Source organism: Streptomyces sp. NPDC000348, assembly GCF_042898795.1.
In the GTDB taxonomy this organism is placed as follows: Bacteria; Actinomycetota; Actinomycetes; order Streptomycetales; family Streptomycetaceae; genus Streptomyces.
The window spans coordinates 17,310-30,547 of sequence record NZ_JBIAZD010000024.1 but is presented as its reverse complement, the minus strand read 5'-3'; the positions used below and the strand labels follow the sequence as shown (position 1 = coordinate 30,547).

Annotated in this window: 3 protein-coding genes; 2 read left to right on the top strand and 1 reads right to left on the bottom strand. The window is 74.8% G+C overall.

Annotation, left to right across the window (positions count from 1 at the left end):
- The first annotated feature begins 6 nt into the window (after positions 1–6).
- Positions 7–2,541 carry a CHAT domain-containing protein gene (locus ACFY3N_RS32560; RefSeq protein WP_390820404.1) on the top strand — a complete coding sequence of 845 codons (2,535 nt, stop codon included), beginning with the start codon at positions 7–9 and terminating at the stop codon, positions 2,539–2,541.
- Entirely contained in the window at positions 2,538–11,735 is a 9,198-nt protein-coding gene (locus ACFY3N_RS32555) for a hypothetical protein (protein ID WP_390820403.1), read from the top strand. The genes ACFY3N_RS32560 and ACFY3N_RS32555 overlap by 4 nt, the downstream gene beginning before the upstream one ends.
- Before the next feature lie 284 nt (positions 11,736–12,019).
- Here ACFY3N_RS32555 and ACFY3N_RS32550 read toward each other — a convergent pair whose 3' ends face one another.
- A complete protein-coding gene (locus ACFY3N_RS32550) occupies positions 12,020–13,234 on the bottom strand; it encodes an MFS transporter (RefSeq protein WP_390820402.1) in 1,215 nt (404 codons plus the stop codon).
- Positions 13,235–13,238: the final 4 nt, after the last annotated feature.

Below are 13,238 nucleotides of genomic sequence, written 5' to 3'. Positions count from 1 at the left end.
TCAGAGATGGGCGGAGCGCACGAGGTCGAACTGACGCTGACGAACGCCGAGGTGGAGGACCTGGCGGACGGGACGGAGCTCTGGACGGCGTCCGTCGCGTTGTCCGGCCCGCGGGGCAGGGTCACGGGGCACGGCAGGGGCGAGGGCCTCGGCGCGCTGGTCGCCGGATTCCGGGACAAGGTGAGCGACACCGAGGACATCGGCCTGGCCCTGCGGCCGCTCCTCTTACCGGAGGGCGTCGAACAGGCCCTGCAACAGGCCTACATCGACGCCCTCCGGGAGGACGCCCTGCTGCGGGTGAGGATCGGGTGCGTCAACCTGGTGTTCTCCGCGCTGCCCTGGGAACTGACCCGGACCACGCTCGCCACGTCGGCGTCGGATCCGGTGGGCTCCGGCCGGACGGCACACCTCGTCAGCGCCCCGGGCCGGCTCGTGGTCTCCCGGGTGCTCGAATCAGCCGCTCCCCCGGGGAACAGGACGGGCCTGCGTTCGCTGGTGGTCACGGCGGCGGACGCGATCCGCCGGGAGGACCGGGCCGGTGGGGCGCCCCGAAGCGGGATCGACTGGACGCGGGAGGCGGCCGGCGAGGCGGTGCGCCGGCTGAAGGTGATCGGCGAAGCCGAACTGCTGCACGCCGCCACCCGCGCGCAGCTCGCCCAGCGGCTGCGCACCACCGTCCACGTGGTGTGCGTCATCGCCCACGGGTGGATGGACCGGGACGAGGAGTGCGGCATCGTCCTGCACGGACCCCAGGGCGCCGGCCCCGACTGGGTACCGGCCCGTGAGCTGGCGGAGCTCTTCCGGGTGTCGGGCACCCAGTTGGTCGTACTGATCTCCTGCGACACCGCGGGGCTGAACGCCTCCCGGAGCGGCTGGGGCACCGCCGCCCACCACATCGTGGCCCGGCGGGTCCCCGCCGTGGTGGCCATGCAGGCACCCGTGAGGCAGCACCTGGGGCAGGAGTTCCTCATCGGTCTGGTCACCGGGCTGGCGGAGGACGGCGAGATCCATGCCGCGATGGCGAACGGCCTGACCGAAGTCGGGAAGCTGACGGACATCGTCGGCAACCTCGCCGTCCCCGCCCTCTACACCGGCAGAAGCAGCCTGCGCCTGCGTGAAGCCCCACCGGGGCCGGTACGGGGCCCGGCACACGCCTATCCCCTCGTCCCGCTCCCCCCGGCCGGCGAGCACGGCGAGAGGCCACGGGGCGCCGTGCCCACGTGGGGGACCGACAGCAGGAGAGTGCGGCTCGACGTCGTGTGGGGGCTGGAGCGACGGCCGTTCGCCGGTGTCCTCCTCGACGTCCCCGACCACGACCTCGCGCAGGACCTGAACCACCACGAGAAGGCCTGGACCGTGCTGTTGCGGAAGGGCGGCCTGCCCGCCCGCCGGTGGTTCGCCACCGACGTGGACCGGCCTCCGCGGCCGCTGGTCTCCTGGGAGCGGTACGCGACGTCCACCGAGGGCGAGTGGAACGACTTCCGGGAGGACTTCGACAGGTTCGACCCCGCAACCCCGGATGTCGTCGAACGCAGGGCCGACGACGGCTGGGTCCTGCGCACCGAGCTGACCGACTGGTTCCCCGACTGGTGGCAGGAGAGGATCGCCGAGTGGCTGCGGCGTCTGCGGGACGGGAACGGCCGCCTGGAACGGCCGTTCATCGTGGTCCTGCGGGGACCGGCGCCCGTTCTGGAGGACAGGGGACCCGGCGTCCTGACGCAGGTGCGGGACGACCTGGAGAACCGTCTCGGGACGCCGGTCACCGCGCTGAGCCGTCACCGCCCCGGCAAGCGGTACCGCGACGACGGGGCGGCCCTCCCGGACGGCGGAGCCCACCCCGCCGACGAGCGGGCGCTGCTGGCGCTGCGGCGGCTGGACCCCGGGCGGTACGGACGGGAGCTGGAACGCCTGGCGGCCGACGAGGGGCTGCCCGGTCGTCCCGCCTCCCTGAAGGCCGCCGCCGAGTACGACGACGACATGCGTGCCTGGGTCCGGGCGCTCGGAGCGGACCGGCCGGTGCCCCGCCCGGGTGACCTGCCCCTGGACATCGACTCGGAGCGGGCCGACACCATCGCCCTGGCTCTCCTGACGCACGTCCCGAGGCTCTCCGACGGTGACCTGCTCGCCTGGAACGACCCCGTGCTGTCCGTTCCCGTCCGCCGTCTGGTGCGCCGGTTCCTCGAGGGCTGGGCCCACCGGAAGCCCGACGGGACCGAAGTGGCCCGATGGCTTGCCGCGCACCCGGACAGCGCCCCGGCCGCGGCCCGCGCCGGCCTCGACGTACAGGCCGGGAAGGTCCTCGCCGCGCTGCCCTACACCAGGGATCCGGGGCCGCTCCTGCGCGCCGCCGGCGTCGACAACGAGGCTTTGGGCCGGCTGCTCCTGCGGCCGCCCCTGGAACGCCACGCACTCGGGCTGAACCGGACGGGCCCGCCGCCTCCGGGCTTCGACGCGGCCCTGCGCACCGAAGCCATACGGATCGCGGTGGGCCGAGCGCCGTCCACCGCCTCCCGCCCCTCCAAGACCGACAAGGCACGATGATGATCGAGGACTGGTACTTCTGCGCCGCGATGCGCGACACCCCGCACGCCGCTCACGCCTACCTGGCCGTGCTGGACGTGCTCGACGCGCCCGTGACGCCGGACGGGACGCTTCCGGACGCTCTGGAGTCACTGGACGGCTGCGAACCCTGGACCGCCCTGCACGTCGTTCCCCGGCTGCTGGCCCTGGCCACCCGGAGGGGCGACAGCGCGGACCTGTGCATGGAACACCTGCTGAGGACGGTGGCCGGCACGGCCGGCGGCGGCCCGGTCGGCGAGGCACTCACCGCCGCGTTACGGGCCTGCGCGGAGGAGAGCCCGGCCCGGGCGGCCGCACGGCTGCGCCACGCCGCGGAGGTCTGGGGCCGCGACGCCACACCCAGGACCACCCAGGAGCCGTTCCGTGAACTCACCCACTACCCGCAGGAAACCCTCCTGCTGGCCGTGACCGCGCACCTCGTCCGGCACCCCGAGGCGGCCGAGGACATCACCTCGGACCTGCGCGGCGAGGACTCCTGGCTGGACGAGCTCACGCGCCGGGCCCTGCACCACGAATGGGGACGCCTGCCGTTCCTGCTCGCCCTGCGCGCCCTGAGCGGGACCGCCTCCACCGCCGCCGAGCACAACCGGCTGCTGAAGGCGCTCTGCCGGCCGGCCGTCGGCTGGGCCGACCTGGAGCCCGACCTGATGGCCGCCGCGGCACGCCTGCTGCACCCGGGCACCGGCCCGGACGCGGAACGGACCGTGGCCGCCCTGGACGCCGACGCCGTCACCCTCAACGGACTCCGCCGCCTGAGGAGACTGCGGGGCGACGCCCGGCCGGGCACCGGGGCCGAGCGCGTCCTCGACCGTCTCGGTCTGCCCGGCGACGCGCCGGTGCCCCCCGCCCTGCCCGCCGTCCTGTGGCAGCAGGTCCTCTGGGACCTGGCGGCCGGGTCGCACCCCGAGCAGGCCGCGGCGGTCCTGGCGAACCGGTGGGGCGCACCCGGCGGTCAGCCCCGCTATCCGGTGCGGTTCGGCGGGCCCGTCGAGGACCGGGAACTCGGCGCCTGGGCGCGTCAGCTCACCGACCTCTGGCACCTGCGGACCGGACCGGCGGTCCCGGCGCGGCAGGACGGCTCCGCCGGACCGCAGGTGATCAGGACCGGCCACCTCGACACACCCAGGCTCCCGGGCGTGTCCACCTGGGCCTTCTCGCCGTGGCTGGACCGGGCGCGGACCGGCAGGGACGCCGCGGGCGGGGACGGCCGCTTCCCCGCGGCACACGATCCGGTGGTGCTCCTGCGGCTGCTGTCGTCACTGCGCACGGCGGTCAGGCTGATGCGGCACGGCGGCGAGGAGGCCCGCTTCCTCGCCGACCTGGTGATGCACGCCACCGAGGTCCTCACCGAGGGAAAGCTCGGGGCGTACATGCTGAACCTCACCCACGGCAACGAACAGCACGAGGACGCGCCCCTCCCGTCCATGCTGGTGCCGCTCGCCCTCTCCGCCTACCGGACGGGGACGTACGCCCTGCGCGGCGTGTACCCGGAACTGCACCCGGAGGTGTTCGCCCACCGCGCGATCGCCGGCGCGGACCTCGGGGCGTGGAAGGACTCCACCCAGCGCTTCTACCGTCAGTCCCAGCTGCTCCACCAGGACGGGGGAGCCCTGAACGTGCTGGTGTCCGCCGTACTGGACGCCCTCTCGGGGGCCTCCGGCCCGCTGGACCGCACCCCGCAGAGCCGCTGGTTCGACGGCGAACCGCCCATCGTCGAACGTCTGCTGGACCAGGCCGCCCGCCGGCTCCACCCGTGGTTCCGGCGCCACCACCTCGGCAACGCGCTGCTGCTCCTGCGGCTGCTGCTGCGCCGGGACGTCACCGCCGACCGCCTGACCGAGGACCGTGACATGGGCCGCCGGCCGCAGACCTTCCAGGAGGTCCTGCTCACGGCCCCGGGCGACCTGGAGACCCGTGAGGACGTGGCCGCCTTCGACTCCTGGACCGCCAAGGCCAGGAGCAACGGCTCGGCAGTCGGGCTGGCGGGGGCGTCGGTGCGGCTGCTGCAGGCGCTGTCGCGGCCCCGCGGCGGTCCGGCCGACCCGGACCTCGGCCGCATCGTCGAGGCCTGGGCCGCCCGGATGGACCAGATCCGGGCACCCAAGGAGCTGGCGCGACTGACCCGCTGGTACCTGCTCCAGATCTTCGACGTCGTCCGGGGCGACGACGAGCACGAGACCCGGGTACTGGGCAAACTCCTCGACGTCTTCACCGAGTTCGGTCTGCGCACGCCCACCGACCAGGAGCTTCTGTTCGACCGGCTGGCCTCCCACGTCGACACCACCGTACGGACCCGTCTGCTCAGCCTGTCCTACGACGGCCGGCTGGCCGCGGCCGGTGCCGCCCGGGCCTCCCTCGACGTCTGGGAGCGGGCCATGTACCGGGAGACCGAGCAGGCGCTCGGCCGGCAACTCGACCGGTTGGTCCGTACCCTGACGCGGGGCGCTTCCGCGGAGAGCCGGCGCAACCGGGAGTTCGTCGAGAGGTCCTGGGAGAACTCGGTCCTCACGCCCGTCCTCCGGTCGCGGACCGTGCCGCTCGGCACCTCCGCGCACCACGCGGCCGGGTCCGGCCGGGGGAGGGGACTCCCCGACGCGCGCACGGTGGTGGCCCAGCTCGCGTACCGGAGCAGCGACGAGGTGGTGTTCCACCACCTGCCGGTCGAGCCGGACCGACTGGACACCTACGACCTGTACCAGCACCCGGAACGGTGCGAGGAGGCCGTCAAGAAGGCGACCATGGGCAAGTCCCCGAGTCTGCTCGGCGTGGTGTGCGGACGGACCGCGGACGGTGAGCGGCTGCTGGTCAACTGCGGTATGGGGCGACCTCTGGAGGCCTATCCCTACGAAGGGGCCCGGGTCGGCGACCCCGTCCGGTTCCAGCTGGGCCACGATCACTACGCGGGCGTCGAGATCAAGGGCGTGCCCCAGCGTCTTCCGGTGACGCACCGGGTGGGCGACGTGCGCCGGGTGCGCGTCACGCTGCGCCCGGAGAAGGCGACGGCGGGCGTGGTCCTCGCGGACGCCCCCGCCTTCACCGAGGAGGACCACGGGCCGCTCGCCGAATGGGATCCGGACCTCTCCAGGGGGTTCACCGACGGCGGGGAGGGCGACGCGGTCGTCGAGACGGTGGCACGGTACGAGGAGCACGGCTGGCGCCCCGTCGACCGCGGCTTCACCGAGTTCCTCGCCGCCCGGCTGCCGTACGGCGACGGGACGGCGGTCGTCCTGACCCTGATCGAGGACACCGGCGCGGAACCCGGCGCGTGGCGGTTCTCCTGGCGGCCGGGGCACACCTACCTCCTCCCGGAGCGGTGCTGGGAACCGGGCTCGGCCAGACGGCTGCACGAGGAGATCGCCGAGGCGCAGGACCCCGAGGGGCTGCGCTGCTGGGTACGGGTGGCCGAGCCCGAGGGCGACCGCCCGCCCCGGCTCGCCCTCGTCACCGAGCCGCCCGCCGGAGTGCCCGCGAACCAGCACTTCGACGCCGCGGTGGACGGCCTCGACACCCGCAACCTGCGCTGGCGCGACCTGTGTCTCGCCGACACCGTCCAGGTGACCAGGAAGGACGGGGGATGGCGGGTGGAGCACGACATCCCCGGCTTCCCCGACGTGGTCGTGTACGACATGCCTCCCCATGTGGCGGACACCGTCGAGCAGACCATCGACGGCTGGGACGAGCAGGCGATGCGGACGGGCCGCGTCAAGGCCCGGGAGAATCCGCACCTCACCGGGCAGCAGGCGACCCCCGAGGCGTTCCACGCGCTCCACGACCTCCGGAAGGGCCACCTCGTCCGGCTGCGCGCCGGTGCGTCGGCCGCGCCCCGCAACGGCTCCTACGGCGCGTGGACGGTCGACGGGAACGCGCTGGTCTCCGTCGAGGCGGAGTCCGTCATGCTGCGGCCCGCCCGCGACACCGACGACTGGCGGCGCGCGGTCCGGGGCCGGGAGGCGGTCGTCACCCGGGTCACCTGGGACAACCGCAACCCCCCGGCGGCCGGCCCGCGCGACGTGCGCGGGCCGGTCTCCACCGACGACCTGCTCGCCGGACTGGACGACCGGGCGGCCGCCGAGGCCGGCGCACTGCTCGCGGCGGAGGACCACCTCGACGGAGTGCTGCTGTCGGCACCCCCGTCGCATTCCGGGGAGGCGCCGCGGGTGTGGCTGCGGGTGGGCCACCGCGTGCTCGACCTGCACGTCCCGTGGGAGGCCTTCACCGAGTCCCGAACCGCCGGCGGTGACCAGGTCCGGGCCTTCCGTACGGGCCGGGAGTGGGTCTTCACCCCGTGCCGGCGCCGGGTCTTCACCCGCTGCCTGTGGCGCATCACCAAGTCGGCCAAGGGCGGCCTCACCTACGTGGGTTCCTCCCCCGGTGTGTCGGCGCAGCGGTCCACCTACTGGCAGTCGCACAGCAGGCCGGGAGAGCTGGCCGAGCTGCCCTCGGCGCGGCAGCGGGGCCGGGACGAGTTCGAGTCGGCACAGGTGTCGCTCGGCCCTCCCTTCCGCGAGTGGAACGGGAGCGGACGGGCCCAGGAGCCCGTGCTCCGGCGTGTCCAGGTGCGGCTGGGCCGCGGCCGTACCGCCTGGGGCTTCGCCGAGGGGTCCCGCGAGACGGACCAGGCGTGGCAGGTGGATTCCGTGAACCTGCGGGTCCGGCCGGTCGGCGGCACGCATCTGCGCGAGGTGCGCCGGTTCTTCGCCCTCACCGAGGCGCGCACCGCCGACGCGGACGGACTGCACGACAAGGCGTGGCCGGTGGTCATGAAGGCGACCGGCTGGAACGCCGAGCTGGGCGAGGGGACGGCGGTGCTCCTCCCCGTCCCGGTCGACGGCGGCACCCGCCGCGTCAGTCTGCCGCCGGTGCCCCTCGAGCCGGACGAGCGACCCCACGTCGAGGGGGCGGCGTACTCCCGCAAGCACGCCCGTGTCGTGGTGCGGCCGGTCCCCGGTCCGGCCGCGGGCACCGCCTCCCACACGGCCTCCTACCGCCAGGTCCCGCCGCTGGGGCTGGGCGACTTCATGGAAGTGCAGAACATCGTGGAGGGCCGTGAGACGGAGACCTCCCTGTACTTCGTGGGCCCGGAGCGGCAGGAGCGGCCGGGGCGAGGGCGTCACCCGTTCGAGTGGCTCCTCTTCGAGTGGGGATACGGGCGCACACTGCGGGTCCACGTGAACGACGTGATGCTGGACGACCGCCCGCTGCGGGACGCCCGGGAACTGCCCTTCTTCCACGGTGACGAGGTCACCCGGCTCACCGTCGTCCCGAAGAGCCGGCAGGGCGGGCAGGGCAGGGCCCGGGACAGGTTCTGGCTGCACCTCCACGGGCACGCGATCCGCTGGTCCGTCGAACGGCGTCTGCGCCAGGACGCCGACCTCGGCATCGTCGCCCGGCTGACGGTCCGCCTCGACCGGGCGGCGAACGAGGCGCACGTCATCGACGTCCAGACACGGAGCGGGTCGTTCGGCGCCGAGGAGGGTGCGGGAGAGCGTCCCGGGGAGGCGAGCACCCCCCGGCTCCGGCTGACCCGGGGCGGGGCCGCGTCCGTCCTGCGTCACTACCCCTCGGGACCCGATGTCGTCCGGGTGCTCGGGAGGCTGGACACGGGCCGCTGGGACCGCAGCAACGGGCGGGAGGCCGAGTTCCTCCACCTCAGGCCGGTCATCGACCGGAAGGCCAGGGACGCCATCCGTCCGGGACAGCACGTCTTCATGTGGGCCGAACGGATCCAGCGCCGCCGCAACGACGTCACGCTCGACCTGAGACTGGACCTCGGCCCGAAGGCGCAGCCGGAACCGCTCGTCGCCCGGGTCACCCGCCGGACCTTCGCCCATCGGGAGGACCTGCTGCGCCGGATCCTCGACGAGGGCAAGGAGGACGCCCTCAAGGGCACGCCCTACCTGGTCGAGTTGCGCGGCCGGCGGGAGGACGACGGCACCTTCGAGGGACGGTTGACCAAGTCGCCGGCCCGGCGTGCCAAGGCACTGCTCAGCCGGCTCACCGCACGCGACCCCTCGTGCTTCGCCACGGTGACGCAGCGCGAGCCGAACATCCGGCTGGAGCTGCGGGCCGGCATCCACGTCGTCCTGAGCCGCGCCGACATCGCCGGGTGGAGCGACGTCGAACCGGGCATGGTGGTGCGTGTCACCCGGACCGGGGACGACCGTTTCCGGCTCCGCGCGGCACTGCCGGGCGACTCCGCCTACGCGGTCGACGGCCGCGAGGCCGTGGTGTTCCCGAAGAACCCCCTGCTGAGCGGAGGGCGGCCGGACGGCAAGCAGCTGAGCCAGCCGCTGTTCGTCGTCTCCGGACTGCCCAACGTGGAACTCCTCGCTCCGTCGGCCGGGTCCGAGGACGCCGTTCTCGCCCGTGTCGGACGGGTGATGCGGCACCGGCACCCGAAGGTCGCCCGGCTGCGCGCACAGGAGGCGGGCTTCGGGATCGTGGCCCCGGAGGCCGGGGAGTCCTCGGTGTCGTGGCTCTCGGTCGACCCCGACACGTTCGAGGCGCGGCTGACCCCGGTGGTTCCCGCCGCGGGGAGGGGAGGGGCACCGTCGACGCCGATCGACCCGGCGCAGCTCTCCTTCGCGGACCGCGGTACCCGGTGGATCGCCGGACGCCACGCCTCCGCCCGCGACGTGCCCCACGACAGCCGTACCGGGCACTGGCGCGACGGGCGTCCCGAGTCCGTGGTGCCCGAGTCACTGGACCGCGCGGGCAGCGCGCCGCCGGTGGTCCCCGCCACCGGTCCCTCCCTGCGGTATCCGACGGCGCAGGGCCGCCGCTTCGGCTTCCCCGCCGGTCATCTCACCGACCGCCCGGCCGCGGCCGGGCCCGGGTCCGGCCGGGCGGCGACGGCACGCGCGGCGCGCTGGTACACCGTCGCGGGCCCGGCGCGGCACTCCGACGGGACGCGCGAGGCCGACGGACTGTGGCTCGAGTCGTCGCCCGGCCGCCTGGTCGAGGTGCCCAGCGGCCTGATGCACACCCTGCACAGCGGCAGCCCCGAGCCCCTGGAAGGGCTGTGCTGGGACCTGTTCCGGCCCGGTGACACGGTGCGGGTCTCCGCCCACCACCGCGGGATGACGGAGCCCACCTGTGTCGTCCTGCACGACTGGCGTCCGGGACTGCGCGGAGCGCTGGGCGACGTACCGGCGGTGCTGACGGTGCTCAGGAGCGAACCGGATTCCGGAGCGCTGCACCTGGGCGGAGCCGGCCGGGAGCTGCAGTATCCGGTCACCCGTGCGGCGGCGGCACAGCACGCCGGGGGCGGCACGGTGCGTCTCACCCCGGACAACCGCCTCGTCCCCTGGTCCGGGGCCCCCGAGCGCGGCGACGCCGTGCTGCTGGGGTGCGACCGGACCGGCGTCCTCTTCGTGCACGGGTTCCCGGCGGGTGCCGTCGCCCTCTCCGACGACGGCTGGGCGGACGACGCATGGATCCGCCGGGAGCTCGCGGGGGGCCCGGAACGGGCCTCCTCCCTGCTGGCCATGGTCGACGGCGCGCTCCCCGTGACCGTCGAGGAGACCGGGGCCGACGGCAGCCTGACGGTGTCCCGTTCGGCCCAGCCGCGGCTGCCGTCCGGCCCCGGGGCGGCGTGGCAGGTGCCGGCGTGGCCCGCGGGGCGGCTGGCGGACGGCCGGCTCGTGCTGCGCAGCGGCGGTGCCCTGCTCGCCCTCCACCTCGCCGAACTGGTCCCCGGACTGCCGGCCGATGCCGCCGGCCCGGTGGCCGAGGCGCTGACCGACCCGGACCGGCCCGCCGTCGGCAACCACGCGCTGTGGCTGCACCGTACGGCCGGCGGGACGACGGCGAGCGGTCTGCGCATCCGGGAGGAGGCCGAGCGGCTGGTGCTGCCGGTCGCCGTGGTCCGCGGGGACGGCGACGAACGGCGCCCGGCGGGCGTGCTGTGCCAGGAGACCGGCTCCGGTGCCCTGCGCTGGCTGCCCGCGGCACACGCGGCCTGGACGGAACTGACGGGCACGCAGTTGCACGAGTGCCTGGTCCGGCCGCGGCGGCCGGTCTGGGCCCAGGTGCGTTCCGGCGGACACGTGTCGTGCACCGCCTCGGCGTCGGCGCTCAGCCATTTCCGGCACCTGAGGATCGGCCAGCCGGTCCGCCTGGTCGTGCTCGGCATCACGCACCGCAGGCCGGGCCACGGCCGGCACGAGTACCTGGCCCGGCTGGAGAGCAACGACATCGTCGTGTCCTTCCTCAGCAGGTCGTCCAAGCACTGGGGGAACGAGCGGCTCGTCGGCGAGGTGGAGGCGCTGACCGACCGCCCCGACGACGAGGTGATGCAGGTGCGCACCGTCCCGCGGAACCAGCGCGGTACGGTGCCCGACCTGCCCCGTGTCGCGATGTCGGCCGCCACCGGCACCCATGCCGCACCCTTCGAGCGCTACCGGGAGCTGTGTCTCGACCCGGCCCTCGAGATCGTCGGCGCCGGGGAGACGCCCGCCAACCAGAGAGTCGTGCGGGCGGCGTGGAACCACCTGGTCTCCGGTGGCACCGAGGACCTGTCCGGCGAGGCGGCGGACGCCTTGGACCACTGGATCGACGTCTGCATGAAGGAGGACTGGGAGGAGAAGGAGGTGGACCTCCTGCCGCTCCTCGGGGCGACGCTGCTGAGCGCGGCGAGGAGCACCACCGACCCGGAGGAGGCCGGGTTCGCCGTCGACCTGGCGTACAACGTGGGGGAACGCGCCCTGCGGGCCGTGCACGTCGATCCCATGCTCGGCCCCTGGCTGGGCGGTGGGCGGGGCAGGGACGGCCTGTGGGGCAGGATCCCGACGGTGACGGCCCTGATGGAGCCGGCCGGGCTGGAGCGCCTGGTGGCCTTCGGGCGGTCCAGGCTGTACCGGGCGGCGGTGGAACAGGATCCCGAGCTGGAGCAGGTCGCCCGGGGACTCCTGTTGTCGGTGGGGGAGCCGGTCGCCATCGACCCGCTGCTGGAGCCGGCCGGCATCCTGACGGAGCTGTCACGCCTCGGCCGTGCCCTGGTCGTGCCGAGGGACGGGGCACGAGCGCAGGACAGGCTCCACCCGGCCCAGATCGACTTCCTCGCCACGGTGTTCCGGGCCGTCCTGCGGGACGCGCGCCAGGCGGTGCTGCCGGGTCTGCTGTTCCTCCCGACGGCCTCCGGACGCGCCACATGACCGGCGGGCGCGGGAGAAGGAGACAAAGGAGACAGGGGGAGCGGTCAACGGCCCGGGGGAGAACCCGGCGCTCCACCCCTCCGGGCACATCCCGCACTCGGTCCGGCGGCACGACACGGCCGGTGACGGCGGCGAGCCGCCGGCCGAACGGCGGGCAGGTCCACGGTCACCGGGGCGACGTCGGCCGGGACCCCGCCCCGGTCCCGGTCCTCGACGCCGGGGAGCGGGGCGGGAGTCCTCCGCCGTCCGCCCCGTGAACCCGTCGAAGGGCTCCCGCGCCGACCTCACGTGCGGGAGCCCCTCGGCGTTCGGTGAGGGACCGCCTCGCTCTCCCGCTCCTCGAAGCCGACCCGCCACGCGCACACCGCCACCAGCACGGCGGACCCCGCGACCACTGCCATGCCGACCGTCAGATCCGTGTGGTCGGCGACGAAGCCGATCACGGCCGGGCCCGCCAGGAGGCCGGTGGTGCCCAGGGCGGCGACCAGGGCGAGGGCGCCCGGGCCCTCCGCGGCGGCGGCGACGTAGAGACAGGGGGTCACCGTCGCCATGCCCAGGCCGACGCAGGCGAAGCCGATGAGCGCGGGCCAGGTGCCGCCGGCCAGCAGGGCGAGGGCGAGACCGGCGCCGGCCGCCGTGCTGCCCACCCGCACCGTCCGCGCGTCGCCCCACCGGTTCCGCCAGCCGTCGCCCAGGAGACGGGCCAGCACCATCATCACCGAGACGACGGCGATGCCCAGCGGCGCCAGCCGCCCCGACGCGCCGGTCTCCTCCGTCAGGTAGAGCGCCGACCAGTCGTTCATGGCGCCCTCGACGACCGTGCCGAACACCATGGCGCAACCCAGCCAGAGCGCCGCGCGCGAGGCGCCCGTCAGGTTCCGCAGGCCCTTCCTCCCGCCCCCGGCCGGCCGCTCCCCGCCCGGGGGCGCCGGCGCGTCGGTGAGCACCCGGGGCCCGGAACCGGCCAGCAGCAGCACGCCCAGCACCGCCGCCACGGCGAAGTGCGCGGTCACCGAGTGCGTCACGGTGTTCACCCCGGAGGCCAGCAGCGCGCCCCCGAGCGAGCCCCCGCTGAACGTCGCGTGCAACTGGGCCATCGCGGCCCGCCCGTAGTGGGACTCGAGGGCGGCACCCTGCGCGTTCATGGCGACGTTCAGACAGCCGACGGCCACACCGTCGACGAGGACCACCAGCAGGGCGAGCGGATAGCTGCCGGCCGCGGCCAGCACGGGCAGCACCGCCGCCAGGCCCAGCGCGGACCACAGGGCCAGCCGCCGGGCGCCCAGCCGCCGCATCAGCGGGGCGACCAGGGGGAAGGACACCGCCGCCCCGACACCGGCGGCCATCAGCAGCAGCCCCACCTCCGTCCCGCCCAGGCCGAAGCGTTCCTTGAGGGCGGGCAGCCGGGAGGCCCAGGTGGCGTACTGGAAGCCGAGGAAGAAGAACAGGACGGCGGTCGCCAGTTGGTCACGGCGGAAGTCGCCGAGGGTGGGCAGCATGGAC